Annotated in this window: 22 protein-coding genes and 1 pseudogene; 4 read left to right on the top strand and 19 right to left on the bottom strand. The window is 71.3% G+C overall.

Features of this window, described 5'->3' with window-relative positions; translation table 11 throughout:
- Window positions 1–9: 9 nt before the first annotated feature.
- From AB5J51_RS11065 to AB5J51_RS11055, 3 genes are all read right to left on the bottom strand, one after another.
- Window positions 10–1,542 carry a hypothetical protein gene (locus AB5J51_RS11065; protein ID WP_053788339.1) on the bottom strand — a complete coding sequence of 511 codons (1,533 nt, stop codon included), beginning with the start codon at window positions 1,540–1,542 and terminating at the stop codon, window positions 10–12.
- The gene (locus tag AB5J51_RS11060) at window positions 1,539–3,626 is read right to left on the bottom strand and encodes a hypothetical protein (RefSeq protein ID WP_369777589.1); all 2,088 of its coding nucleotides are present in this window, start codon (window positions 3,624–3,626) and stop codon (window positions 1,539–1,541) included. The genes AB5J51_RS11065 and AB5J51_RS11060 overlap by 4 nt, the downstream gene beginning before the upstream one ends.
- 352 nt (window positions 3,627–3,978) lie before the next feature.
- Window positions 3,979–4,839, bottom strand: a complete 861-nt coding sequence (locus AB5J51_RS11055; RefSeq protein WP_133896544.1) for a phosphotransferase enzyme family protein — start codon at window positions 4,837–4,839, stop codon at window positions 3,979–3,981.
- 27 nt (window positions 4,840–4,866) lie between these two features.
- Between AB5J51_RS11055 and mgt the strand changes: the two are divergent.
- Together mgt and AB5J51_RS11045 are read left to right on the top strand one after the other, a co-directional pair.
- A pseudogene (mgt, locus tag AB5J51_RS11050) lies at window positions 4,867–6,203 on the top strand (macrolide-inactivating glycosyltransferase).
- Window positions 6,200–6,757 carry a DUF1697 domain-containing protein gene (locus AB5J51_RS11045; protein ID WP_053788335.1) on the top strand — a complete coding sequence of 186 codons (558 nt, stop codon included), beginning with the start codon at window positions 6,200–6,202 and terminating at the stop codon, window positions 6,755–6,757. Before mgt ends, AB5J51_RS11045 begins: the two are co-directional and overlap by 4 nt.
- A gap of 10 nt (window positions 6,758–6,767) precedes the next feature.
- Here the strand turns inward: AB5J51_RS11045 and AB5J51_RS11040 are convergent, their stop codons facing one another.
- Window positions 6,768–8,630 carry a DNA/RNA non-specific endonuclease gene (locus AB5J51_RS11040; protein WP_053788334.1) on the bottom strand — a complete coding sequence of 621 codons (1,863 nt, stop codon included), beginning with the start codon at window positions 8,628–8,630 and terminating at the stop codon, window positions 6,768–6,770.
- Window positions 8,631–8,766: 136 nt separating this feature from the next.
- Window positions 8,767–9,615 carry an aldo/keto reductase gene (locus tag AB5J51_RS11035; RefSeq protein ID WP_136223127.1) on the bottom strand — a complete coding sequence of 283 codons (849 nt, stop codon included), beginning with the start codon at window positions 9,613–9,615 and terminating at the stop codon, window positions 8,767–8,769.
- 46 nt (window positions 9,616–9,661) lie between these two features.
- Here AB5J51_RS11035 and AB5J51_RS11030 point away from each other — a divergent pair, with 46 nt between their 5' ends.
- Together AB5J51_RS11030 and AB5J51_RS11025 are read left to right on the top strand one after the other, a co-directional pair.
- Complete coding sequence (locus tag AB5J51_RS11030; RefSeq protein ID WP_133896540.1) at window positions 9,662–10,663, top strand: ketopantoate reductase family protein; 1,002 nt, start codon at window positions 9,662–9,664, stop codon at window positions 10,661–10,663.
- 65 nt (window positions 10,664–10,728) lie between these two features.
- Window positions 10,729–11,994, top strand: coding sequence for an IS701 family transposase (locus tag AB5J51_RS11025; RefSeq protein ID WP_369776581.1), 1,266 nt, complete (start codon window positions 10,729–10,731; stop codon window positions 11,992–11,994).
- Window positions 11,995–12,116: 122 nt separating this feature from the next.
- On the opposite strand, the gene AB5J51_RS11020 is transcribed toward AB5J51_RS11025, so the two are convergent.
- From AB5J51_RS11020 to AB5J51_RS10955, 14 genes are all read right to left on the bottom strand, one after another.
- Window positions 12,117–12,554, bottom strand: a complete 438-nt coding sequence (locus AB5J51_RS11020) for a hypothetical protein (protein ID WP_063785219.1) — start codon at window positions 12,552–12,554, stop codon at window positions 12,117–12,119.
- 118 nt (window positions 12,555–12,672) lie between these two features.
- Window positions 12,673–13,422 (bottom strand): sirohydrochlorin chelatase, encoded by a 750-nt coding sequence (locus tag AB5J51_RS11015; protein ID WP_053788330.1) that lies wholly within the window; start codon window positions 13,420–13,422, stop codon window positions 12,673–12,675.
- A gap of 5 nt (window positions 13,423–13,427) precedes the next feature.
- The gene (locus tag AB5J51_RS11010) at window positions 13,428–14,324 is read right to left on the bottom strand and encodes an ABC transporter permease (RefSeq protein WP_369776725.1); all 897 of its coding nucleotides are present in this window, start codon (window positions 14,322–14,324) and stop codon (window positions 13,428–13,430) included.
- On the bottom strand, window positions 14,311–15,102 hold the full coding sequence (locus tag AB5J51_RS11005) for an ABC transporter ATP-binding protein (protein ID WP_369777588.1): 792 nt from the start codon (window positions 15,100–15,102) through the stop codon (window positions 14,311–14,313). The genes AB5J51_RS11010 and AB5J51_RS11005 overlap by 14 nt, the downstream gene beginning before the upstream one ends.
- Before the next feature lie 44 nt (window positions 15,103–15,146).
- Window positions 15,147–16,274, bottom strand: a complete 1,128-nt coding sequence (locus AB5J51_RS11000) for an aliphatic sulfonate ABC transporter substrate-binding protein (protein WP_369777587.1) — start codon at window positions 16,272–16,274, stop codon at window positions 15,147–15,149.
- Window positions 16,275–16,498: 224 nt separating this feature from the next.
- On the bottom strand, window positions 16,499–17,839 hold the full coding sequence (locus AB5J51_RS10995; RefSeq protein ID WP_053785632.1) for a sulfate adenylyltransferase subunit 1: 1,341 nt from the start codon (window positions 17,837–17,839) through the stop codon (window positions 16,499–16,501).
- 2 nt (window positions 17,840–17,841) lie between these two features.
- On the bottom strand, window positions 17,842–18,780 hold the full coding sequence (gene cysD, locus AB5J51_RS10990; RefSeq protein ID WP_369777586.1) for a sulfate adenylyltransferase subunit CysD: 939 nt from the start codon (window positions 18,778–18,780) through the stop codon (window positions 17,842–17,844).
- Window positions 18,777–19,322 carry an adenylyl-sulfate kinase gene (gene cysC, locus AB5J51_RS10985; RefSeq protein ID WP_053785634.1) on the bottom strand — a complete coding sequence of 182 codons (546 nt, stop codon included), beginning with the start codon at window positions 19,320–19,322 and terminating at the stop codon, window positions 18,777–18,779. The genes cysD and cysC overlap by 4 nt, the downstream gene beginning before the upstream one ends.
- Window positions 19,323–19,357: 35 nt before the next feature.
- A complete protein-coding gene (locus AB5J51_RS10980; protein ID WP_053785635.1) occupies window positions 19,358–20,056 on the bottom strand; it encodes a phosphoadenylyl-sulfate reductase in 699 nt (232 codons plus the stop codon).
- On the bottom strand, window positions 20,053–20,232 hold the full coding sequence (locus AB5J51_RS10975; protein WP_369777585.1) for a hypothetical protein: 180 nt from the start codon (window positions 20,230–20,232) through the stop codon (window positions 20,053–20,055). The genes AB5J51_RS10980 and AB5J51_RS10975 overlap by 4 nt, the downstream gene beginning before the upstream one ends.
- A complete protein-coding gene (locus AB5J51_RS10970; RefSeq protein ID WP_053785637.1) occupies window positions 20,229–21,920 on the bottom strand; it encodes a nitrite/sulfite reductase in 1,692 nt (563 codons plus the stop codon). The genes AB5J51_RS10975 and AB5J51_RS10970 overlap by 4 nt, the downstream gene beginning before the upstream one ends.
- Window positions 21,921–22,144: 224 nt before the next feature.
- Window positions 22,145–22,228, bottom strand: a complete 84-nt coding sequence (locus tag AB5J51_RS10965; RefSeq protein ID WP_309550570.1) for a putative leader peptide — start codon at window positions 22,226–22,228, stop codon at window positions 22,145–22,147.
- Between the two features lie 171 nt (window positions 22,229–22,399).
- Window positions 22,400–22,963 (bottom strand): GNAT family N-acetyltransferase, encoded by a 564-nt coding sequence (locus AB5J51_RS10960; protein WP_133896534.1) that lies wholly within the window; start codon window positions 22,961–22,963, stop codon window positions 22,400–22,402.
- A 5-nt stretch (window positions 22,964–22,968) separates the two neighbouring features.
- Entirely contained in the window at window positions 22,969–24,234 is a 1,266-nt protein-coding gene (locus tag AB5J51_RS10955; protein WP_136224520.1) for a GAF domain-containing protein, read from the bottom strand.
- Between the last annotated feature and the right edge of the window lie 106 nt (window positions 24,235–24,340).

The raw sequence follows: 24,340 nt of genomic DNA, 5'->3' as shown, positions 1-24,340 counted from the left end.
CCACCGGTTTCAGTTGGGGATGGAGCAGTTGGCGTCGGGGGCCCGGCCGGCGGGCCACGCGATGCCGTCGAAGTCGGCGGCCTTCTTCACCGGGTTGAGGTGGACGATGGAGACGGTCTTGTTGTACGGGTTGCCGTACTTGTCGAGGCAGATCCAGCCGCTGGCACCCTCGACCCGGTTGTTGCCGTGCAGCCGCAGCCAGCCGGCGGTGACGTCGGAGAGAGAGGGCATCTTCACGTCACCCACCGCGTTGTTGCGGATGCCCGCGACGGCGGTGGTGACCGCGTCGTAGGTGATGATGACGCGGCCGTCGGAGAGGTCGACGGACCCCATCGAGTCCGGCTCCTTGGTTCCGAGCTTCTGGGCCAGGTCGGTCAGCTCCTTCAGCGCCGCCTTGGAGCCGCCGGTCGCGGCGGTGCTGTCGGCCCCCCAGGCGCCGGGGTGGGCCAGGGCGGCGTAACGCACGGTGATGCCCGCGCCCTTGGTCAGGGCGTCCCACTGGTCGGCGAACTTTTCGTCGACCGTCAGGGTGGAGGCGTGCGAGCCGCTGATGACGGTGTAGGGCTTGTTGCAGGTCCGGTTGCCCAGCTCGACCAGGAACTGACGCAGTTGCACCGGGCGGCCGGCGAAGTACACGGTCTTCGCCGCGGAGGTGCAGATGTCCGGCACCATCTGGTGGAAGTCGTTGGCGAGGTTGCCCTCGTCGTTGAAGTCGGGCGGCGACCGGAAGGTCTCAGGGGCGTTGGGCGCTCCCTTGGCGAGCTTCTGGAAGGTCTGGCGCAAGCTGGTCAGGTAGTTGTCGCCCTCGCGGACGTCCTCGACCACCAGCGTCTCTTCGGGCTTGATGTCCGCCCCGTACGAGGCGAGGGCGTCGGCCTGGTCGGTGTTGCCGGGCGCTACCCGGGCCAGGCCCGGGTAGCGGTACTCGTCCGCCTCGGTGTTCTTGATGTCGTCCGCGGTCATGGGGCCGGCGACGACCGGGATCCCCTTCTCCTTGGTGAGGTAGCGGACGGCTTCCTCGGTCTCGGTGATGCTGATGTTGATGCCGGCGACGGCCCGCAGATTCTGCTTCTTGTCGGACGCGGCCTGCGCCAGCTGGTCGGCGACGGTGCGCCACTCCTTGTAGCCTCTGCCCGGGTTGGCGAGCACCAGCCGGATGGGCGGCTGTTTGTTGTTGGCCTGGTGGTTGGCGCGGTACTGGGCCAGATAGGCGCCCTGTACCTGCTCGACGTACTCCCGCCGCTCGGCGGGGGCGTCGGAGATCATGGGGATCATCAGGGCGACGGTGGCGGGGGACTTGCCGGCGACGCTGTCGTTCTCCGCCTTGATCCGCTCGGTGACCTGCTTCAGCGACGGGGCGAAGACGAAGCTGCCGTCGGTGACGCCGACGCACTCGTGCTTGGGGCCGTGCTCGGCCACGCCGGGGGCGCAGTCCTCGGCGAACCAGTAGTCGTAGCCGACGTAGCCGCCGGTTCCCAGGACGATGGCGACGGCGGTGGTCAGCAGGGCGCGGTTCAACGGTCCGGCGGGCCAGAGTGTCATGTGCGGGACTCTCCGTAGTTCGGCAGGTCGGGTGCCTGGAGCCAGCGGTTGAGGAGCTGCGGCCACTCTTCGTAGGCCTGGTAGAAGACCTTCTGGGGGCCGACGGCGCTGTTCTGGGCCAGGGTGAGCAACTGCAGCCTGATGCTGTTGATCTTCTGCTGGTCGGGGTGTGCGAGCGGGTGCGATTGCAGCCACAGGTTGAGAACGAGGAGCTCCACGGCCTGGCGCACGGGGTCGCCCCCGGCCGTGCGCGGGTCCGTGGCCGGTTCGGCGGCGTTGCCCGGCGGGTGCGGCGCGGCGCAGATCAGGTTGAGAGCGGCGAGCCATCCGGGCGCGTCCTGCCCGGCCAGGCGTCTGAGCAGGGCGCGGACGACGAGGTCGGTGTCGCCGATCGCGAGCGAGTGGTGCAAGTAGCGGGCATCGTGCGGCTCGGCCGCGTCCGTGGGGTACAGGATGCGCAGGCGCTCGTGGCTGCCGGTCCACTCCTCGGCCTCGACTGCCCGTCCCGTGCGGGTCCGCAGGTCGTGCACGAGCAGGGCGCGCAGTGTGGGATGACCGACGAAGGGCCCGTCCGTACCCGGCCAGGGGCGATGGTCCCAGCACTCCTGCCGCAACAGGCTCCTGGTCCCCGCCACGGGCACGACGGCGGCCCCCTCCACGGGCTCCCCGCCAGGGTGACGGGGTGCGTAGCCGGCGTTCAGCACGTGGGCGGCCGCGTCGTCGAGGGCCGGGGTGTAGTAGGCGAGCCGCTCCCTCGTCTCCCCGTCGGGGGTCAGGAGCCGCAGCAGCCGTTCGTACACTGGCAGCGTCGGCCCGTCCTCGGGCGCCGGCAGCTCGATCGGCAGGTCGAGCAGCGCGCCGTGCTCGACGGGTTCATGGAGGCGGATCCTCCGCCGGGCGGCCTGCACCAGGGCGTCGGCGACCCCGGCGCGTCCGGCGCTGAGCCGGTGGATCACGTGGGCGGTGCCGGGCTCCGGCCGGTCGGCGCCGAACATCTCCGCGACCTCGTCGAGGTCGAGCCGTGCCAGCGGCAGCCTCAGCACCCAGTCGGCCGCCGTCTGCGGCCGGTCCTGCCGCCAGAACGGGCCCGCTGCACTCCTGGTCGACGGGGCCGTGTCGGCGGAGCCGGGCACGGCCGGCTCCTCCGCGAGGGCCGTCGCGACGATGCCGGGACGCGTCCGGGCGGGCTCGTCGTGCCAGACGCGGGTCAGCGTGTCCAGGACCGCCCGGCCGAGCGGGGTGTGGACGTTGTCGAGGAGCAGCAGGGGGCGCGGCACCCGGTTCTTCAGGCGCAGCCAGGTGTAGTGGTCGGCGATGTCCTCCAAGAGGGCGGCCACCAGGTGGTGTTCGGCGCGCCGCCGGTCGCCCCCGTCGCCGCGGAACCGCATGGCGAGATCGGTCAGCTGGGAGTGCCCGTCGCCCTGAGGGCCGACCCGCCGCTCGGCCCACCAGCTCAGGCCGTGCTTGTTGGCGCGCGGGCCGAACAGTTCGGTGGTGACGATGTCGGTGAGCGGCGCCACCAACTCGCCCACGCCGGGGCCCAGCCCCGCCGCGGCGGCCGGGGTGACCTGCCTGATCCAGCCGGCCACACGCTGGTTGCGTTCCTGGAGGTCGGGCTGGCTCTCCCGGAGCAGTCCCGCGAGCCGGCGGCGGGCGGCCGGCAGCTCGGCGGGCTGGACGGCCACGGACTGCCAGCTGGTGACCGCGAGCAGCCCCTGGGTGAGCCGCGGGAAGGACAGCTTCCCACCGAACTCGTTCGGCTTCTGGCTCAACCCGTCCATCAGGTAGAAGAGCAGGTCCGAGGTGCCCGAGGCGTTGGCCGTGGTTTCGTCGGCCACGGAGGCCAGCCCCGGCCGGCCGAAGTCCGCTGCCCCGAGGTCGGCGTAGGCCTGAGGTAAGCGCTGTGCGTACCGGTCCGACAGGTCCTTCAGAAGCGCGGTCTTGCCGGTGAGCCGCCCGCCGCCGCACACGATCAGCAGCGGGCTCCCGCCCGGTATCCGCAGCCGGGCGGCGCCCCCCGACTGGAGCCCCACCAGTGAAGGCACGACGGCATCGAGCAGTGCCGTCCGTCCGTACAACGTCACGTGACCCCCAGTCATGCGGCTCGACCACCACCGCGATGGATGGAGAGTAAGCGGATGACTGCATAGCGCCACAGGTATATGACGAACCCCTGCCTCTCGGTTATACGTTCGTGACTCATGTTGGGCGGAACGCCCCCTTGGCCCCTTGTGTCGCCCCCGTGGGCCCGTCGGCACCCACGGGCACCCTCAGGCGCGGAGCGCACCCGCTGCCGCGGCCGGAAAGGAGGTACCCGGCCAGGGCCACGCCGCGCGGTCCTCGAGGTGCAGCTCAGAGTCTTGGCGGGATCGCAGTCCACGCTCCGGTCCCGGTTCGCCCGGTGGCGCCGGTCGGACGGGACTTTGACGACACCCCCTAGAAGGCGTGCCAGCGCGTTTCCGGGTCACCGTCGCGCAGGGAGGCGACCCGGCGGCGGAATTCGGCCAGGGCCTTCGGGTTCGCCGGGGCGTGCTGGGCGACCCAGGCGCAGCTCGCCGTTTCGCGGGCGCCGCGGAGGACCGCGCAGCCCTCCCAGTCGCGGACGTCCCAGCCGTACGCCGCGGTGAAGGCCTCGTACGACGGTCCCGGCAGCCCGTACCGGTCGCGGGAGAGGGCCATCACCACCAGGTCGTGCTCGCGCAGATCGGCCGAGACGGTCTCCAGGTCCACCAGGACCGGCCCGTCCGGGCCGACGTGGACGTTGCGGGGGAGGGCGTCGCCGTGGATCGGGCCCGGCGGCAGGTGCGGGGTGAGCGCGGCGACCTCGCCGGCGTACGCCTCGCGCCGGGCCCGCAAGTACGCCGCGTCGGCGGGGTCGACGGCCTCGCCCGCCAGCCGCAGCCAGCGCTCGACCCCGCCCAGCAGGTCCCGCGCGGGCAGCGCGAACGGGGCCGCCGGGAGGGCGTGGATCTGCCGCAGCAGCACCGCCAGGTCCTCGGGCCCGGCCGGCCGGACCGCGTCCGCGAGGCGGTGCCACAGGGTCACCGGGTGTCCCGCGACCAGCCGCGGCTTCGGCTCGGCCGCACGCACCGCCGGGATACCGGCCTCCTCGAGCCAGCCCGCCACGGCGAGCTCCCGCTCGGCCCGCTCCAGCAGCGCCGCCTCCCGGCCGACCTTCACCACCAGATCGCCGGCCGCGAAGACCGCGTTCTCGCCCAGCGCCAGCAGGGTGGGCGGCCCGGCCGGTCCCGTGAGGCCCGCCGCCTTCAGTACGTCCCTGGCCCGTGCCTCGTCCATGCCGTGTCTCTCCGGATCCGGATCTTCGTGGATCCGCCCAGTCTCGCACCCGGGCCCGCGCCACCCGTCCTTGCGGCGGGCCGGAAATCCACGTTGCACGAGACGTATCGTCTCGTTAGCCTCGACGCATGACCTCAGCCAAGCCCGCACACATCGCCATGTTCTCCATCGCCGCCCCCGGGCACGTGAACCCGAGCATCGAAGTGATCCGGGAACTCGTCGCCCGCGGCCACCGCGTCAGCTACGCCATCCCCGCTCCCTTCGCCGAGAAGATCGCGGAGACCGGCGCCACACCGGTGATCTGGAACTCCACCCTCCCCACCGACGACGAGCCCGAGGCCTGGGGCACCGAGCTCATCGACAACATCGAGCCGTTCCTGAACGACGCCGTCCAGGCCCTGCCGCAGCTCGCGGCGGCCTTCGAGGGCGACGAACCCGACCTGGTCCTCCACGACATCACCTCCTACCCGGCGCGCGTCCTCGCCCACCGCTGGGGCGTCCCCGCCGTCTCCCTCTCCCCGAACCTGGTCGCCTGGACCGGGTACGAGGAGGAGGTCGGCGAGCCGATGACGGCCGAACTGCGCGCCTCCGAGCGCGGGCAGGCGTACTACGCCCGCTTCCGCGCCTGGCTCGGCGAGAACGGCATCGACGAGGACCCCGACCCCTTCGTCGGCCGGCCGCGCCGCAGCATCGTGCTCATTCCGCGCGCCCTCCAGCCGCACGCCGACCGCGTCGACGAGTCCGTCCACACCTTCGTCGGCTCCTGCCGGGGCGAGCCCACCGCCGACCAGGGCGCCTGGGAGCGCCCGGCGGCAGCGGAGGGCAAGAAGGTGCTGCTGGTCTCCCTCGGCTCCACCTTCACCAAGCAGCCCGCCTTCTACCGCGCCTGCATCGAGGCCTTCGGGGACCTGCCCGACTGGCACGTCGTCCTCCAGATCGGCAGGTTCACCGACGAGGCCGAACTGGGCACCGTCCCCGCCAACGTGGAGGTCCACCGCTGGGTTCCCCAGCCGGACATCCTGCGCCGGGCCGACGCCTTCATCACCCACGCGGGCGCCGGCGGCAGCCGGGAAGGCCTCGCCACCGGCACCCCGATGGTCGCCGTCCCGCAGGCCGCCGACCAGTTCGGCAACGCCGACATGCTCCAGGGACTCGGCGTCGCCCGGCACGTCCCCATGGAGGAGGCCGACGCCGCGACCCTGCGGGAGGCCGTCCTCGGGCTCGTCGCGGACCCCGGGGTCGCGGCCCGCGCCGAGGCCGTCCGCGCGCAGATGGCCGCCGAGGGCGGTACGCGACAGGCAGCCGACCTCATCGAGGCCGAACTGGCCGCGTTGTCGGTGAGCCGTCCTATCGTTCGCTCATGACCACGAAGAAGTACGCGGCCCTGCTGCGCGGAATCAATGTCGGCGGGGCCAAGAAGGTCCCGATGGCCGAGCTGCGCGAGGTCCTGGCGGGCCTCGGCCACACCGAGGTGCAGACGTACCTGCAGAGCGGCAACGCCGTCTTCGCCACCGGGGAGAAGGACCCGGCCGCCCTGGCCCGGGAGCTGGAGCGGGCCATCGAGGCCCACTTCGGCTTCGCCGTGCGCTGCCTGGTGGTCGACGGCGGCTACCTGCGCGCCGTCGCCGACGCCTGCCCCTTCCCGGCCGCCGAGCTGGAGGGCAGGCAGCTGCACGCCACCTTCCTCTCCGAGCAGCCGGGCGAGGAGCGGTTCGCCTCGATCGACGGACCCGCGTACCTCCCGGAGGAGTACCGGATCGGCGACCGGGTCGTCTACCTCTACGCCCCGAACGGGCTGGGCCGCTCCAAACTGGCCGAGGCCCTCGCCCGGCCCGCCGTGTTCAAGGGCATCGACGCGACGACCCGCAACTGGAACACCGTCGCCAAACTCGTCGAGCTGACGCAGGACACCCCCTAGCTCCGGGGCCCTAGCTCCAGTCGATGTCGGCCACGCTCTCCAGCGGACTGCGGGCCTCCAAGTCCCTCGGGACCACCAGCGTGTCCGCCTGGACCATCGCGTCGTGGAACTTGAGGCCGGTCCGCTTCTGGACCTCGCCCAGCATGACCTGGAACACCCGGAACTCGTCCAGCTCCAGGGACTCCGTCAGGACCAGGTTCTGGGTCAGCAGGAACGCCTTGGCCTTGAGGGTGCCCTTCTCCGAGTACACGAGCACCTTCCAGAACTCGCGCGGAAGCTGCACGCCCCGGAAGACGCGGTCGTCGTCCTGGAACACCGGCCCGCCGAACACGCTGACCCGCAGGCCCTCGACCTCGACCTCCTCGAAGAGGGCGTTCTCCAGCTCACCCCAGACGCCGGCCTTCGCGCTCTGGTTGAAGTCGTCCATCTGCGGGGTGATGTTGGTGTAGAAGAACGAGTCGGTGTTGGCGCGGTCCGCCTCGGGCATCGGCCCCCAGATCAGGTCGGCGCGGCGCGCTATGTGGCCCCGGTCGAGCCGGTTGCCCTTGTAGATCTCGTTGCCGACCTGGGCGTCGGCCGGCAGCCGCGGATCCTTCTTGAACTCGATCCCGCTGCGGTCGATCTTCTTGATGGCGCCGCCGTCGATGTTCCAGGCCACCCAGAACGCGAACCGCCGCTTCCCGTTCAGCGCCAGCGAGAAGTGGGTGTACGGGATGACCTCGGTCCCGGAGAGCTGCACGGCATCCGCCTTGACGGCCTCACCCAGCTGCGGCATGGATATCGGCACCGAGAGGAAGCCCGGGTCGTACCCCGTCACGGCCTCCAGCGAATCGCGGGCCGGCGGCTGGAAGGTGATCTTCAGTTCCTCGAAGACCGCGTGCGGGAAGCAGGCCAGCGCCCGGTCCTCGGGATCCGCGTCGCTCTCGCCGCCGAAGTGCAGACCGGCCAGAACGTCGGTCGGCCTGCCGGTGCGCGTCTTGAACAGCCACGCCGAACCGGAGTCGCCGGGCAGGCTGATCTCGTCGCCGTCCGCCGGATGGCCACGGTCGGGGCCTATCTCGAAGCACTCGATCTCGCGCACCCCGACCGGCGGACCGTAGTCGATGCTCACCTTGGCGAAGGGCCGCGTCACCACCCCGTGCGTGACACCGGTGGTCCGCCCGCTCTTGACGACCTTGTCGTCGATCTGCGGCTCGCCGAGCTGCGTCGGCGTGACCCCCAGGTCGAGGATGGCCGTGTCGACGTCGCGTTCCGTGATGCCGGCGACGGCGCAGTCGCCGACCTGGCCGAGGTGGGAGCGCTTGAGCGTGCCGAGCCGGTTCAGGGCGATGCGGCTGTCGTCGGCGGTTCCGGGCTGTACGACCTCGTCGCCCGGCACGCCCGTGCGGCCGTTCAGCACGTGCCAGTTGCTCAGGACACAGGTCGAGCCGTCGTTCTTGTCGAAGACGATGCAGCCGAGGGTGCCGGCGCTCACCTTGACGTTGCCGACGCTCACCCCGGGACGGACCGGGTCGACGCGCTTCTGCCGCTCGGGCGTCTGGGCCTCGGGCACCACCAGGAAGTGCGGCTTGTAGCTGCGCTGCACGACATCGGTCGGCACCTTGACGCCGCCGCCTATGTCGATGACCGGCGGTATCTCGACGCTCCCCACGGCGCGCACGCCCTCCGGCTGGACCTTCTTGTCCACCGTGAACTGCAGCGCCAGTTCCTTGCTCCGCTTCCCGTTCTTCTCCTTGTAGCCGATGCCGATCGAGGAAACGTTCGGGTCGCTGAGGTAGCTCGACCCGCGGGTACGGATGAATTGCTTGAGCGAGGTGATCAGTTCGTCCTGGCCGTTCGCGGACTTGGCGGACGTGCGCTTCTTGACGGCCATCAGGGGCTCCCTTCAGGCAAGGAGTTCAGGCGAGAGAAGCCCCGCCGAGAAGATTCCGGCCCCCGAGATGGTTGAAATCGACGCAAACAGACCGGGGCTCCCCGCTCCGTGCGTGCACTTCCAGCCTACGGCCGGGCTACTGGCCGAGCGCGTCGAGGACGGCCAGCTCCCGCGGCGTCAGGTGGATGGTTGCCGCGTCAATGTTTTCGGCCAGGTGGGCGGGGGAGCCGGTGCCCGGCATGGGGCACAGCACCGGCGACCGGTGCAGCAGCCAGGCCAGCGCGATCTGCCCCGGGCCCGCGCGGTGCTCGGTGGCGACGGCGGTCACCGCGGCCGCGCTCTCGCGGGTCAGGGAGCCGCTGCCCAGGGGGTAGTACGGGAGGAAGGCGATCCCCCGCGCCTCGCACAGGGCGAGCACCTCCGCCGACGACCGGTCCAGCAGGTTGTACGGGTTCTGGACGGCGGCGACCGGGACGAGCTCCAGCGCCCGGCCCAGCTGCTCGGCGGTGACCGTGTCCAGCCCGATGTGCCGGATCTTGCCCTCTTCCCGCAACCCGGCGAGCGCGCCCAGCTGTTCGGCCATCGGGACCGCCGGATCGAAGCGGTGCAGCTGGTACAGGTCGATGCACTCCACCCGCAGCCGCCGCAGGCTCGCCTCGCACATCGCCCGCAGCTGCTCGGGACGCCCCGCGTGATGCCACAGGTCGGGGCCGGTGCGCACCACCCCGCCCTTCGTGGCGATGACGAGCTGCTCCGCGTACGGGTGAAGGGCCTCGGCGATCAGCTCCTCGGCCAGGTCGGGGCCGTAGTTGTCGGCGGTGTCGAGGAAGGTGACACCGCGGTCGACGGCCGTGTTCAGCAAGGCCCGGGCCTCGGCGCGGCTGCCGCGCGGGCCCCAGTAGCCGGGTCCGACCAGACCGCCCGTGCCGAGGCCGAGCCGCCGTACGGGGAGATCGCCGCCGAGAAGGAACATGTCGTCCACCATGCCCCCGACGGTAACTCAGGGCTCCCGATGTGCCAGGCTCCTGGCCATGCGTTACATCATCATCGGCGCCGGCGCGATCGGCGCGACCATCGGCGGACGCCTGGCGGAAACGGGCGCGGAGGTCGTGCTCGTCGCGCGCGGTGCGCACGCGCAGGCCCTCACGGCGGACGGGCTGCGGCTCACGACGGCGGACGGGGCCCGAGTGCACCGGATCCCCGTGGTCACGGGCCCGGCGGAGCTGGGGGAACTGCGGCCGGACGACGTACTGCTGCTGACCGTCAAGACCCAGGACGCGATCGCCGCGCTCGATGCGTGGGGCGACGCGGAGGTCGCGGGCGGCGGCACGGCGGCGCAGCGGCTGCCGGTGCTGTGCGCGCAGAACGGGGTGGAGAGCGAGCGGCTGGCGCTGCGCCGCTTCGCGCGCGTGTACGGGGTCTGCGTATGGCTGCCCGCCACGTTCCTGGAGCCGGGCGTGGTGTCCGCGCTGTGCGCGCCGCTGACGGGCATCCTGCACATCGGACTGGCCGCCGGGGGCGCGGACGCCCGGGCCCGGCGGATCGCGGCCGACCTGGAGAAATCCGGCTTCGAGGCACCGGTCGTCGAGGACGTGATGCGGTGGAAGTACGCGAAGCTGCTGGGCAACCTCGGCAACGCGATCCAGGCGACGACCGGGCCGGAGCCCGACCCGGCGAAGGCCGCGCTGCTGCTCCGCGCGATCCGCGAGGCGAAGGCGGCGTTCGACGCGGCCGGGATCGCGTACGCCTCGGACGCGGAGCAGTCGGCGGCCCGTGACGGCAAGGTCGACCAGCCGCCCGGCCTGCGGGGCGGGTCGTCCTGGCAGTCCCTGCACCGGGGCACGGGCTCGATCGAGGCGGACTACCTCAACGGCGAGATCTCGCTGCTGGGGCGTCTCCACGGGATCCCGACCCCGGTGAACGACACCCTGCGCCACGCCGCGAACATCTTCGCCCGCGAAGGCCTCCCGCCGGGCGCGATGAGCGTCGAGGACCTGACGGCCCTGGCCGACGAGGCGGCGGCCAGGGCCTAGTAGGGCTTGGTCAGGTCGGGGCTGGTGTTGCGTGTCCTGGGGGTTTGGTGTGGCGTTGAGGACGTGTGACACCGGAGGAAATCGCATCCGTACGTGCCGAGTTGGAGGACTTCGCGGCAGAGGTCTTCGAGCCGTTCGCGAGAAACGACCAGCGTCGGTGGGGGCAGGTCTACCTGCGGGGTCTGCTCACTGACGGGCAGCGTAAGTCGGTCGAGCCGATGGCTGCCCGGCTGGGTGAGGACGGGAACCGGCAGGCGCTGGCCCACTTCGTGACTACGAGCCCCTGGGATCCGGCGCATGTGCGGGCCCGGCTGGCCTGGAGGATGGAAAAGGCGATCCGACCCACCGCGGTGGTCGTCGACGACACCGGGTTCCTCAAGGACGGCAACGCCTCGGCGTGTGTGTCCCGGCAGTACACCGGCACTGCCGGCAAGGTCACCAACTGCCAGGTGGGCGTGTCCCTGCACCTGGCCTCCGACCATGCCTCAGCGGCGGTCGACTGGCGGCTCTTCCTGCCCGAAAACTGGGCGCCCGAGTCCGTGAAGGCGGACCCGGACAAGGTCGCCCGCCGCGCCGCCTGCGGCATTCCCGACGACATCGGGCACGTGGAGAAGTGGCAGCTCGCACTCGACATGCTCGACGAGACCCGCTCGTGGGGCATCGAGGTGCCGCTGGCCATCGCGGACGCCGGATACGGTGACGCGGCGGCGTTCCGGCACGGCGTGCAGGCCCGCGGCCTCAACTACGTGGTGGGCATCTCCACCACCCTCTCCGCCCAGCCCGGCGAAGCCGTGCCAGTCGCCGAACCGTACTCCGGGACCGGGCGCCCGCCGGTGGCGAAGTACCCCGACCCGCCGCGGTCGGTGAAACAGCTCGTCATCGCGGCGGGCCGGAAGGCAGCGAAACCGGTGCAGTGGCGTGAGGGCTCCCGGCCCGGCACGGGCCGCAGTGGCTTCAAGCGGATGTACTCGCGGTTCGTCACCTTGCGGATCCGGCCTGCCGGGCGCCAGACCCGGCAGGCCGTTGACGGCCCGGAACTGCCCGAGTGCTGGCTGCTGGCCGAATGGCCCGCCGGCCAGGCCGAGCCGGTCCAGTTCTGGCTGTCCGACCTGCCCGCAGACACCCCGCTGACCACCCTGGTCCGCCTGGCCAAGCTCCGCTGGCGCATCGAGCACGACTACCGCGAGATGAAGCAGGCCTTGGGCCTGGCCCATTTCGAGGGCCGCACCTGGAACGGCTGGCACCATCACGTCACCCTCGTCTCCGTCGCGCATGCCTTCTGCACCCTGCAACGACTGGCCCAAGCCCCAAAAGACACGGCGCCGGCCTGAGCCTCTACCGAATCGTCCGCGAGCTACAGACCCTCCTCGCGACATGGACCGGCGTCTGCCCCACCTGTCAACGCGGCATACCCACCCCAGCCCCGACCTGACCAAGCCCTACTAGAAGCACGTCAGAACGTGCGGTCGCTGCGCCAGGTGGACTGGCTGGACGGGTTGTTCAGGTCGACGGTGAGGCCGGAGAGGCGGCCGTCCGCGCCGCGGGTGCCGGTGTACCGGCCCCGGGGACCGTGGTTCCACTGGACGACGAAGTAGATGTCGTTCCCGGTGACGGCGCCCTCCTGCAGGGTCCCCACGGTGCCTCCGGACGACGTGGATCCAAAAAGGTTCCCCGCGGCGTCCTGCCGCACGTCGATCCGCACGGTGGCGTTGGTCTGGAAGATGGTCCAGACCCCGCTGGCGTTGAAGAACGCCGCAGCCCGGGCCTCCCGCACCGTACTCGGCGCACTGGCGGGGGCCGCGTTCGCAGGGGCGGTGAGACCTGCCCCCGCGACGGACAGGATCAGAGCGGCGGCGGACGTGGTGAGGAGCCTGCGCGTACGGCGTGACATGGACATAAGCCCTCCAGGGGCGGCCAGGACGATCGGTTCCGTTGTGTGGTGCACGGAACCTCGCGGCTGGACTACCCGCGATCCCCGAAGGCGAGCCCTGGATTCACTCGAACGAGAATCAGGCGGCGGCGAGGAGCGGCACGCCGACGGCCGCCGCGTCGTAGCGGCGCAGCAGCAGGCGGGCCAGCTCGGGAGCCGCACCGAGCACGCCGGCCACCACGTCCGCCCCGGCGGCTTCCGCGCCCGCCGAGATACGGTCCGGCAGGCGCCCGGGGGCGATGACGTACGGGGCCACGGCCACCCGGCGGACGCCCTCGGCGCGCAGGGCCCGTACGGCCTCCTCCGTACGGGGCAGGCGGGCGGAGGCGAACGCAGGCCGCACGGCGCACCAGCCGGTGTGCCGCCACTCCCGCGCGATTTCAGCGATCACTGCGATCGCCTCCGGGTCGGAGGAACCGGCGGACGCGAGCACCACACCGGTGGTGGCGCGGTCCGCCGGAGCGAGGCCCGCTTCCGCGAGACGGCGCTCCAGGGCGCCGACCAGCAGCGGGGACGGGCCGAGTACGTCCGCGATCCGGAACGAGAGGTCCGGCATCCGGGACGTGGCCTCGGCCAGCACCGCGGGTATGTCGGACTTGGCGTGGAACGCCCGCGTGAGGAGCAGCGGGAGGGCCACGATCTCCCGTACGCCGGACCGGTACAGGGTGGAGGCCACCTGCGCGACCGTCGGGGTGTCGAAGTCCAGGAACGCCGTCTCCACCCGCAGCCCGGGCCGCAGCGCCCGCACCCGCCGGGTGAGGGCGTGCACGGTCGCCGCGTGCCGCGGGTCGCGGCTGCCGTGGGCGATGACCAGCAGGACGGGGGACATGCCGGTCAGCTCTTGACCAGCAGGCCGCGGCTGCGCAGCACGTACCGCTCGACCGGGCTGAAGATGAGCAGGTCGATGGCGATGCCGACGACGAGGATGAGGATGATGGCGAGGAAGACGCCGGGCAGGTCGATGTTGTTGCGGCCGTTCTCGAGGAGCTGGCCGAGGCCCAGGCCCAGGTCGGGGGAGCTGGCGATGATCTCGGCGGCCATCAGGGAGCGCCAGGAGAAGGCCCAGCCCTGCTTGAGGCCGGCGAGGTAGCCGGGGAGTGCGGCCGGCATGACCACGTGCCGGGCGCCGCTGAGGCCGGTGGCGCCCAGGGTGCGGCCGGCCCGCAGGAACAGCGGCGGGATCTGGTCGATGCCGGAGACGAGGCCGTTGGCGATGGACGGGACGGCGCCGAGCAGGATGACGGTGTACATCATCGCGTCGTTGAGTCCGAACCAGAGCACGGCCGGCGGCACCCAGGCGACCGAGGGCAGCGACTGCAGGCCCTGGAGGATCGGGCCGATCGCGGCGCGGACGAACTTCACCCGGGCGACCAGGAGTCCGAGGGGGGTGCCGATGGCCAGGGCCAGCAGGAAGCCGAGCAGACCGCGCGAGACGCTGGTCCAGATGACCTCCAGCAGCGTGCCCTTGAGCCACATCTCGGACAGGCTGTCCCACACCGAGGACAGTGCGGGGAGCTTGGTCTCGTCGGTGATCTTCAGCGAGACCAGGACCTGCCAGACCAGCAGGACCAGGCCGACGGCGAGGAACGGCGGCAGGACCTTCTTGACGAGGACCTCGCGGACCGGGGTGCGGTGGGTCTGGACGGCGTCGAGCGCGTCGAGGCCCGCCTCCAGGCCCGCCAGATCGTCATGCTTGGCCGTGGCCTTGGGTGTGGTGTCAGTGCTGGCCATGGCGGCGGATCTCCCCACGCAGGTGTTCGGTGATCTCAAGGGACAGTTCCGCGACGTCCGCGTCCTCGATGCGGCGCGGCTGCGGGATGCCCACGGTCCATTCCTTGGCGACCCGGCCGGGCCGTGAGGAGAGCAGGACCACGCGCTGGGCGAGGCGGACGGCCTCGCGGACGTTGTGCGTGACGAAGAGGACGGACACGTTTGTTTCGGCCCAGATGCGGGTGAGTTCGCCGTGCAGGACGTCCCGGGTGATGGCGTCGAGCGCCGCGAACGGTTCGTCCATCAGCAGGAGCCGGCTGTCCTGGGCCAGGGCCCGGGCCAGCGCGACGCGCTGGCGCATGCCGCCTGACAGCTCGTGGACCCGCTTGCCGTAGGCGCCGCCGAGCCGGACCAGCTCGAGCAACCGCTCGGCCTCCGGCTTGCGCTCGGCCTTGGCCACCCCGCGCAGGCGCAGGGCGAGTTCGATGTTCTTGCCCGCGGTGAGCCACGGGAAGAGGGCGTGCTCCTGGAACATGAGTGCCGGTCGGCCGGCCGTCTCGATCGTTCCGGCGGACGGCTTGTCGAGTCCGGCGACCAGGTTGAGCAGGGTGGACTTCCCGCACCCCGAGGCACCCAGGATGGTGACGAACTCGCCGGGCGCGACATCGAGGCTGATGTCGTCCAGGACGAGCTGCGATCCGGCCGGGCCGGAGAAGGACTTCGAGACGTGCGCGATGCGCGCGGCGTGCGTCTGCTCCGCTACGGTGCCCTCGGCAGCCTTGGCAAGTGTGGTGGCCATGGTCGTCACCTCCTGGGAGATCGGGACGGGGAAACGTCGGGGTGTTACTTGGCGCCGAGACCGGCGTCGGAGACCTCGGGCTTGCCGGCTGCCTTGAGGACCTTGTTCAGCAGCGTCAGGTCGTAGATCCCGGCGAGGTCGGGCTGCTCGATGAGCTTGGCCTTGACCGCCCACTCGGACTGCGTCTTCAGCGTCGCGGCCAGCGGGTCGTCGGTGATCGCGATGCTCGGCCACGCCGGGTCGATGACCTTGGCGTCGAGGGGCTTGCCGCCCTCTGCCGCGAGCTTGGCGTTGGCGGAGGCCTTCGCCTTGTCGGGGTTGGCGTTGATCCACTCGTTGGTCTTGACGGTGCCCTTGAGGACGGCCTCGACGACGTCGGGGTGCTCCTTGAGGAACTTCTGGGACACGATGACGTTCGTGATCACGAACTTCTTGTCGGGCCACAGGGAGGTCTCGTCGAGGAGGACGGATCCGCCGTCGGTCACGAGCTTGGAGGCGGTGGGCTCGGGGACCCAGGCGCCGTCGATGGAGCCCTGCTTGAAGGCGTCGGGGGTGACCTTGTTGTCGGTGCGGACGACGGAGACGTCGCCCTTGCCGGACTCGGGGTCGACCTTCCAGCCCTTCTCGGAGATCCAGTTGAGGAACGCGACGTCCTGCGTGTTCCCCTTCTGCGGGGTGGCGATCTTCTTGCCCTTGAGGTCGTCCAGGGTCTTGATCTTGTCCGGGTTCACGACGAGCTTGACGCCGCCGGAGGCGGAGCCGGAGATGATCCGCAGGTTGGAGCCCTTGGACTTCACGTAGCCGTTGATCGACGGCGACGGGCCGATGAAGCCGATGTCGAGAGAGCCGCCGTTCAGGGCCTCGATCTCGGACGGGCCGGCATTGAAGGACTGCGGCTTGATCTTGGTGCCGTTCAGTTCCTTCTCGATCAGGCCTTCCTGGAGGCCGACGAGCGCGGTCGCGTGGGTCAGGTTCGGGAAGTACCCGATGCGGACCTCGGAGGCGGAGAGCGGCTTGCCGGCATCGGCGGCGTTCGCCTTCGCGGGAGCGTCGGCCTTCTCGGCCTCGGAGCCGTAGCCGCAGGAGGCGAGGGCGCCGATCAGCAGCGGCAGGGCGGCAGCGGCGACGACGCCGCGGCGGGCGGTGGTACCGGTGGTGCGGAGGGCAGGCACGGGAGGACTTCCTCTCGTGACGTGGTCATCTCATGACGCACGTCTTCGTCTGTGGAGCAAGGGCGGGTACGGCTCGTGGGGGGTGTGGGCGCGTAGGCGTGATGCCGGCGGCGATGCGGTCATCGCGCACATCGCGCCACCCCTCCCTGGCCGCTGCCGAGGGCGCCGCTGCCTACGCGGCCGCCCTCCTTCGCGAAGGTGGAGTAGAGATCGGCAAACATGATCTAGAAGTCCCACCCTTCTTCGTCCGCCTGGATGGTGGTCTCGGCCTTGGAGGCGAAGGACTCGCCGACCATGCCGGCCGCCAGCGTCGTACCGTCGGCCGGGTCGATCAGCAGGAAGGACCCGGTGCGGCGCGAGTCGGCGTACGCGTCGAGCGCGAGCGGCTCGGCGGTGCGGACGACGACGCGGCCGATGTCGTTGGCCACGAGCTGCCCGGGGTTCGGGTGCTGGGACAGGTCGTCCAGGGTCAGCCGCGAGGGGATCTCCTTGACGATCGCCTTGACCGTGCGCGTCGTGTGCTTGATCAGCACCCGGGCGCCGACGGAGAGGGGCTGGTCCGCCACGTGGCAGACCGTCGCCTCGACGTCCTGCGTGGTGGCGGGGGCGCTCGCGGACGGCGCGATCAGGTCGCCGCGCGAGATGTCGATGTCGTCCTTCAGGCGCACCGTCACCGACTGCGGGGCCCACGCGATGTCCACGCTCTCGCCGAGCGCGTCGATGCCCTCGATGACCGAGGTGCGGCCCGACGGAAGGACCGTGACGGCCTCGCCGACGCGCAGCACGCCGGAGGCGATCTGCCCGGCGTAACCCCGGTAGTCGGGGTGCTCGGCGGTCTGCGGGCGGATCACGTACTGCACCGGGAAGCGCGCCGGGCAGGCGGTGAGGTCGTGGCTGACCGGGACGGTCTCCAGGTGCTCCAGCACCGTGGGGCCGCCGTACCAGTCCATGTGCGCGGAGGGCTCGACCACGTTGTCGCCGGCCAGCGCCGAGATCGGGATCGCGGTGATCTCCGGGACGCCCAGGTCCGAGGCGTACGCGGTGAACTCCTCGGCGATCGATGCGAAGACCGACTCCTCGTATCCCACCAGGTCCATCTTGTTGACGGCCAGCACCACGTGCGGCACCCGCAGCAGGGCGGCGACGGCCGCGTGCCGGCGGGTCTGCTCGATCACGCCGTTGCGGGCGTCGACCAGGACCACGGCCAGATCGGCCGTGGAGGCGCCGGTGACCATGTTCCGGGTGTACTGCACGTGCCCCGGGGTGTCGGCGAGGATGAACCGCCGCCGGGCGGTGGCGAAGTAGCGGTACGCGACGTCGATGGTGATGCCCTGCTCCCGCTCGGCCCGCAGGCCGTCGGTGAGCAGCGCGAGGTCGGGGGTGTCCTGGCCGCGCTGGGCGGAGACGGCCTCGACCGCTTCGAGGGTGTCGGTGAGGATCGACTTGGAGTCGTGCAGGAGGCGCCCGACGAGCGTGGACTTGCCGTCGTCGACGGAGCCGGCGGTGGCGAAGCGCAGCAGGGTGGTCGCCGACGCGTCGGTGAACTGCTCGATGGTGGAGGTCATTTCTAGAAGTACCCTTCGCGCTTGCGGTCTTCCATCGCGGCCTCGGACATCTTGTCGTCGGCGCGGGTCGCGCCCCGCTCGGTGAGACGGGAGGCGGCGATCTCGGTGATCACGGCGTCCAGCGTGGTGGCGTCGGAGTCGACGGCACCAGTGCAGGACATGTCACCGACGGTGCGGTAGCGGATCAGGCGGGTCTCGGTGGTCTCGTCCTTCTTGGGACCACCCCACTCGCCGGCCGTCAGCCACATGCCGTTGCGCTTGAAGACCTCGCGCTCGTGGGCGAAGTAGATCTCCGGCAGTTCGATGTTCTCGCGGGCGATGTACTGCCACACGTCCAGCTCGGTCCAGTTCGACAGCGGGAAGACGCGCACGTGCTCGCCCGGGGCGTGGCGGCCGTTGTAGAGCTGCCACAGCTCGGGGCGCTGGCGGCGCGGGTCCCACTGGGAGAACTCGTCGCGCAGGGAGAAGACGCGCTCCTTGGCGCGGGCCTTCTCCTCGTCGCGGCGGCCGCCGCCGAAGACGGCGTCGAACTTCAGGTTCTGGATCGCCTCCGTGAGGGGGACGGTCTGCAGCGGGTTGCGGACCCCGTCCGGGCGCTCGCGCAGCTTGCCGGCGTCGATGTACTCCTGGACGGAGGCCACGTGCAGCCGCAGGCCGTGCTTGGCGACCGCGCGGTCCCGGTAGTCCAGGACCTCGGGGAAGTTGTGGCCGGTGTCCACGTGCAGCAGGGTGAACGGCACCGGCGCCGGCGCGAACGCCTTCAGCGCCAGGTGCAGCATGACGATCGAGTCCTTGCCGCCGGAGAAGAGGATCACCGGCTTCTCGAACTCGCCCGCGACCTCGCGGAAGATGTGCACGGCCTCCGACTCGAGGGCGTCGAGGTGCGACAGCGCGTAGGGCGCGTCCGTCCCTTCGTGGACGTGTGCGACGGTCGTCGTCATGCCAGACCCCTCTCGGTGAGCAGCGCGTGCAGGGCCGAAGCCGATTCCTGCACGGTCTGCGTGTGCGACTCGATACGGAGGTCCGGGGACTCCGGCGCCTCGTACGGGTCGTCGACCCCGGTCAGACCGGAGATCTCGCCCGCCGCCTGCTTGGCGTACAGGCCCTTCACGTCACGCTCGGAGCACACCTCCACCGGAGTGGCCACGTGCACTTCGAGGTAGTCCGTCCCGGCTCCCGCGTGGCGCTTGCGGACGGCCTCGCGGCTGTCGGCGAACGGCGCGATCACCGGGACGAGCGCCTTCACGCCGTTGGACGCGAGGAGTTCGGCGACGAAGCCGATCCGCTGCACATTGGTGTGCCGGTCCTCGCGGCTGAAACCGAGACCGGCGGAGAGGAACTCCCGGATCTCGTCGCCGTCGAGGACCTCCACGCGGTGGCCCTCGGCGCGCAGCCGCTCGGCCAGCGCGTAGGCGATGGTGGTCTTGCCCGCGCTCGGCAGCCCGGTCAGCCACACGGTGGCGCCCTGGTCGCTCACGCTCATCTGCTCAGTCTCCGTAGGTTCTTTGCTGTCCGTCATCAGCCGTGCAGTCCGCACTCGGTCTTGCCGCGCCCGGCCCACCGGCCGGCCCGCGCGTCCTCGCCCTCCGCCACGCGGCGGGTGCAGGGGGCGCAGCCGACGGAGGCGTAGCCGTCCATCAGCAGCGGGTTGGTGAGCACGCCGTGCTCGGCGACGTAGGCGTCCACGTCGTCCTGGGTCCAGCGGGCGATCGGCGAGATCTTGACCTTCTGCCGCTTCTCGTCCCAGCCGACCACCGGGGTGTTCGCCCGGGTCGGGGACTCGTCGCGGCGCAGGCCCGTCGCCCACGCGTCGTACGCGGTCAGACCCTCTTCGAGGGGCTTGACCTTGCGCAGCGCGCAGCACAGGTCCGGGTCGCGGTCGTGCAGCTTGGGACCGTACTCCGCGTCCTGCTCGGCCACCGTCTGGCGCGGGGTGAGGGTGATGACGTTGACGTCCATCACGGCCTCGACCGCGTCACGCGTGCCGATGGTCTCCTCGAAGTGGTAGCCGGTGTCGAGGAAGACCACGTCCACACCGGGGAAGGCGCGGGACGCCAGGTGGGCGACGACCGCGTCCTCCATGGAGGAGGTGACGCAGAACCTCTTGCCGAAGGTCTCGGCGGCCCAGGTGAGGATCTCGAGCGCCGAGGCGTCCTCGAGGTCCCGCCCGGCCTGCTCGGCCACTGCTTTGAGACTCACGTCTTGAGTGGTGGTCATATCTCGTCCCCTCCAGCGGTGTTCGACTGAACGCCCTGGGCCAGCAGCCCGAGGTACTTCAGCTGGAAGGCCCGGTTGCAGGCCCTGCATTCCCAGGCGCCGTGACCCGTCTCGTTCGGGAACAGGTCCTCGTCGCCGCAGTACGGGCAGTAGAACGGGGCCGCGCGCTCGCTCACGAGAGGTCCTCGTCCTTCGCACGGGTCACCCAGGCGGCGAAGCGCTCGCCGTCCTCGCGCTGCTCCTGGAAGCGCGTGACGACCCGCTCGACGTAGTCGGGCAGACCGGCCGAGGTGACCTTGAGGCCGCGGACCTTGCGGCCGAAGCCGGCCTCCAGGCCGAGGGCGCCGCCCAGGTGGACCTGGTAGCCCTCCACCTGGTTGCCGTCGTCGTCCAGGACCAGCTGGCCCTTGAGACCGATGTCCGCCACCTGGATACGGGCGCAGGCGTTCGGGCAGCCGTTGATGTTGATGGTGAGCGGCTCGGCGAACTCCGGCAGGCGGCGCTCCAGCTCGTCGATTAGCGAGGCGCCGCGCGCCTTCGTCTCGACGATGGCCAGCTTGCAGAACTCGATGCCGGTGCAGGCCATCGTGCCGCGGCGGAACGGGGACGGCTTGACCCGCAGGTCCAGCGCCTCCAGGGCCTCCACGACGGAGTCGACCTTGTCCGCCTCGATGTCGAGGACGATCATCTTCTGCTCGGCGGTGGTGCGCAGCCGGCCGGAGCCGTGCTGCTCGGCCACGTCCGCGATCTTGGTCAGGGTCGCGCCGTCCACGCGGCCGACGCGGGGCGCGAAGCCGACGTAGAACTTGCCGTCCTGCTGCTGGTGGACGCCGACGTGGTCGCGCCACTGGCCGCTCGGCTGCTCGGGCGCGGGGCCGTCGGTCAGCTTGCGCTTCAGGTACTCGTCCTCCAGGACCTGGCGGAACTTGGCCGGGCCCCAGTCGGCGACGAGGAACTTCAGCCGGGCGCGGGTGCGCAGGCGGCGGTAGCCGTAGTCGCGGAAGATCGAGATGACGCCCTCGTAGACGTCCGGGACCTCGTCGAGCGAGACCCAGGTGCCCAGGCGCACGCCCAGCTTGGGGTTGGTCGAGAGGCCGCCGCCGACCCAGACGTCGAAGCCGGGGCCGTGCTCGGGGTGGTTCACGCCGACGAAGGCGATGTCGTTGATCTCGTGCGCCACGTCGAGCAGCGGGGAGCCGGAGACCGCGGACTTGAACTTGCGGGGCAGGTTGGAGAAGTCCTTGTTGCCGACGATGCGGCGGTAGATCTCCTCGATGGCGGGAGTGCCGTCGATGATCTCGTCCTGGGCGATGCCGGCGACGGGCGAGCCGAGGATGACGCGGGGCGTGTCACCGCAGGCCTCGGTGGTCGACAGGCCGACGGCCTCGAGGCGGCGCCAGATCTCCGGGACGTCCTCGATCCGGATCCAGTGGTACTGCACGTTCTGGCGGTCGGTGAGGTCGGCGGTGCCGCGCGCGAACTCCTGCGAGATCTCGCCGATGACGCGGAGCTGCTCGGTGGTCAGCCGGCCGCCGTCGATGCGGACGCGCAGCATGAAGTACTTGTCGTCCAGCTCCTCCGGCTCCAGGATCGCGGTCTTGCCGCCGTCGATCCCGGGCTTGCGCTGGGTGTACAGGCCCCACCAGCGCATGCGGCCGCGCAGGTCGTTGGGGTCGATCGAGTCGAAGCCCGTCTTGGAGTAGATCGTCTCAATACGCGTCCGCACATTGAGACCGTCGTCGTCCTTCTTGAACTGCTCGTTGCCGTTCAGGGGGGTGTGGTGTCCAACGGCCCACTGACCCTCACCGCGGTGACGGCCGGTCTTTCGGCGCGCGGCGGCGGGCGTTTCGGGGGTGGCGGCCATGGCGGTACATCCTTCTTCGGCGGCGTCGATGCAGGGTCAGGGGGAGCGGCGGCGAGCCCCTGTCTTCGGCCCTGCCGCGGAGCAGGTGCGGCCGACAGCCGCCCTTGCCGGTGTTTCCGGAGGTCAGGGCGGTCTTCGGCCTTCAGGGGACGTGCAGGTGCTTCGGGGATCGACGCGTCCGCAGCGGCGGGGACGACGGCGATGTGCGGCGGTGGCTGGTTCCGTCAGCTCGCCGGACAGATGGCGCTGGACATGCGGCCGAGGTCGACGTGCCGCCGACTCACCAAGGCAATTCCAGCTCCATTCATGGCGGAAGCGTGTCATGTGCCGATTGGAGGAGTCCACTACTGTCCATTATCCGGACGATGTGGTCCCGAATGCCGAGATGACGTGACGGGGGTCACGCGCGGGAGTGGCTGGTGGGACGGGGCACGGGCCGGGCGTCCGCGGGGCCCGGCGCCACGCCGACGCGGGGAGGGTCAGGCGCCCGGCCAGGGGCCCGGGGTGGGGGCGGACTCCTTCTGCTCCGTCTCCGTACGGAAGAGCTTGAAGCCGCGGCGCAGGTAGTTGTCCATCGCCGTCGGGCCGTCCTGGCTGCAGGTGTGGAGCCACACCCGCGTCGTCGCCTCGCGCCCCGGCCAGCGGTCCGCCAGGGACCATGCCGCTTCGACGCCCAGGGTCAGCAGGTGCCCCCCGATCCGGCGCCCCCGGAAGTCCGGGAGCAGCCCGAAGTACATGATCTCCACCACGCCGTCGTCCTGCGGGTCGAGCTCCACGTACCCGGCCGGCGTCCCGCGGTCGTACGCCACCCAGGTCTCCACGCCGGGACGGCCCAGCTGCTCCACCCACTGGGCGCGGGTCAGCGAGAGCCGGTCCGTCCAGTGGATGTCACCGCCCACCGAGGCGTAGAGGAAGCGGCTGAACTCCGGCGAGGGGACCTCCGCCCGCCGGACATGGATCTCAGGTCCTGGGACAGCCGCCCGGACCAGGTCCTGCGGGGAGGTCATTTCCAGGGACCAGGTGGTGAGTGTGATGGTGCTCATGCAGGTCAGGGAATCACGGCCTGCCCCGTACGGCCCAGGCGGGCCTTGATCACCGCCGGTGCCGTGGAGTGCGGCAGCAGCGCCGCCGGGTCCTGCGGGCGGATCAGCTCCACCTCCACGTCGTCCGCGAAGCGGTACGGGCGGTGGGTCAGCACCCCGCCCAGGTGCCGCCGTACCCGGGACAGCTCCGCCCGGACCGTCACCGTACGCGTCGGGTCCCCGAACAGCTCCGCCGACAGCTCCGCCGCCGACCGCCCCCGCGGGCTCTCCGCCAGCAGGAACAGCAGCTCCGCATGGCGCGGGCTCAGCTCCTGCGACCAGCTCCCAGCAGCTCCGTACACCGTCGCCGACCACGTGTGCGCACGGCTCAGGTCCAGGACGACCCGGCTCGCCGCCTTCGCCGTGCCCGGCTCCTCGGCGATGCGCAGCAGCCAGCCGCCCGGCAGCGGCTCCACCACGCAGTCCCCGAGCTGCGGCACCCACACCCGGCCCGCCCGGAACCCCTTCGGCAGCGGGATCCGCTCCGCCGGTACCAGGCCCGTCACCGCCGCCGTCCAGCCGTGCGGGTCCACCACGACGGCCTGCCCGGGCAGCCGGGCCAGCAGCGGCGCCGCGACCGCCCGCAGCCGCTCCAGCGACTCCAGGTGCCGGATCCGCAGCTCCCGCTCCGCGAGCCGGGCCACCGAGCTCACCCACGCCAGCGTGGCCGGGTGCATGGTGGCCAGCGGCCCGCTGACGTCCACCACGCCCAGCAGCCGCCCGTCCCGCGGGTCCCGCACCGGTGCCCCGGCGCAGGTCCAGTCGTGGTGGCTGGAGACGAAGTGCTCCGCCGAGAACACCTGGACGGGCCGGCGGGCCACCAGGGCGGTGCCCACCCCGTTGGTGCCGACCACCGCCTCGTCCCAGTCGGCGCCCACCGAGAAGCCCAGCCGGTCCGCCTTGCGCAGGATCGACGTGGCCCCCTCCCGCCACAGCAGCCGCCCCTCCGCATCGGCCACGACCATGATGTGCAGCGCCGTGTCCAGCGCAGGCAGCAGCCCCTCGCGCAGCACCGGCAGGATCTCCCGCAGCGGCGAGACCTGCCGCCGCTCCTCGGTCTCGGCCGCCGACAGCATCCGCGAGCGCGCGTCCCGGTCCGGGTGCACCCCGCCGGCCAGCATCCGGCGCCAGGACTCGGCGATCTCCGGGCGGGGCTCGGCCGGCGGCCGGTCCCCGGCCAGCGCGGCCGCCCGTACCCCCTTGAGCAGACGCGCGGCCTCCCGCGCGTCCATGGCCGAGATGCGTGCCACATCGACCGTGCTGCCTGCGGTGTAGGCCACCGGAACCTCCCCGTGTGGAACAGGACGTACGAGGGAATCCGCCCGGGCGGTCCGCGCG

This window comes from Streptomyces sp. R33 (genome assembly GCF_041200175.1).
Classification (GTDB): Bacteria; Actinomycetota; Actinomycetes; order Streptomycetales; family Streptomycetaceae; genus Streptomyces; species Streptomyces katrae_B.
The sequence above is the reverse complement of the archived record's forward strand: the minus strand, read 5'-3'. Positions and strand labels throughout refer to the sequence as shown.

What these genes read in the sequence shown, in the direction of transcription:
- AB5J51_RS11045 (WP_053788335.1), top strand. Translation starts at nt 6,200, where the DNA reads ATGACCACGAAGAAGTACGCGGCCCTGCTGCGCGGAATCAATGTCGGC.
- AB5J51_RS10960 (WP_133896534.1), bottom strand. Translation starts at nt 22,963, where the DNA reads ATGAGCACCATCACACTCACCACCTGGTCCCTGGAAATGACCTCCCCG.
- AB5J51_RS11055 (WP_133896544.1), bottom strand. Translation starts at nt 4,839, where the DNA reads ATGGACGAGGCACGGGCCAGGGACGTACTGAAGGCGGCGGGCCTCACG.
- AB5J51_RS11010 (WP_369776725.1), bottom strand. Translation starts at nt 14,324, where the DNA reads ATGGCCAGCACTGACACCACACCCAAGGCCACGGCCAAGCATGACGAT.
- AB5J51_RS11005 (WP_369777588.1), bottom strand. Translation starts at nt 15,102, where the DNA reads ATGGCCACCACACTTGCCAAGGCTGCCGAGGGCACCGTAGCGGAGCAG.
- AB5J51_RS11030 (WP_133896540.1), top strand. Translation starts at nt 9,662, where the DNA reads ATGCGTTACATCATCATCGGCGCCGGCGCGATCGGCGCGACCATCGGC.
- AB5J51_RS10995 (WP_053785632.1), bottom strand. Translation starts at nt 17,839, where the DNA reads ATGACCTCCACCATCGAGCAGTTCACCGACGCGTCGGCGACCACCCTG.
- AB5J51_RS11065 (WP_053788339.1), bottom strand. Translation starts at nt 1,542, where the DNA reads ATGACACTCTGGCCCGCCGGACCGTTGAACCGCGCCCTGCTGACCACC.
- AB5J51_RS11040 (WP_053788334.1), bottom strand. Translation starts at nt 8,630, where the DNA reads ATGGCCGTCAAGAAGCGCACGTCCGCCAAGTCCGCGAACGGCCAGGAC.
- cysC (WP_053785634.1), bottom strand. Translation starts at nt 19,322, where the DNA reads ATGAGCGTGAGCGACCAGGGCGCCACCGTGTGGCTGACCGGGCTGCCG.
- AB5J51_RS10965 (WP_309550570.1), bottom strand. Translation starts at nt 22,228, where the DNA reads ATGAATGGAGCTGGAATTGCCTTGGTGAGTCGGCGGCACGTCGACCTC.
- AB5J51_RS11035 (WP_136223127.1), bottom strand. Translation starts at nt 9,615, where the DNA reads ATGGTGGACGACATGTTCCTTCTCGGCGGCGATCTCCCCGTACGGCGG.
- AB5J51_RS10980 (WP_053785635.1), bottom strand. Translation starts at nt 20,056, where the DNA reads ATGACCACCACTCAAGACGTGAGTCTCAAAGCAGTGGCCGAGCAGGCC.
- AB5J51_RS10970 (WP_053785637.1), bottom strand. Translation starts at nt 21,920, where the DNA reads ATGGCCGCCACCCCCGAAACGCCCGCCGCCGCGCGCCGAAAGACCGGC.
- AB5J51_RS10955 (WP_136224520.1), bottom strand. Translation starts at nt 24,234, where the DNA reads ATGGACGCGCGGGAGGCCGCGCGTCTGCTCAAGGGGGTACGGGCGGCC.
- cysD (WP_369777586.1), bottom strand. Translation starts at nt 18,780, where the DNA reads ATGACGACGACCGTCGCACACGTCCACGAAGGGACGGACGCGCCCTAC.
- AB5J51_RS11015 (WP_053788330.1), bottom strand. Translation starts at nt 13,422, where the DNA reads ATGTCCCCCGTCCTGCTGGTCATCGCCCACGGCAGCCGCGACCCGCGG.
- AB5J51_RS11020 (WP_063785219.1), bottom strand. Translation starts at nt 12,554, where the DNA reads ATGTCACGCCGTACGCGCAGGCTCCTCACCACGTCCGCCGCCGCTCTG.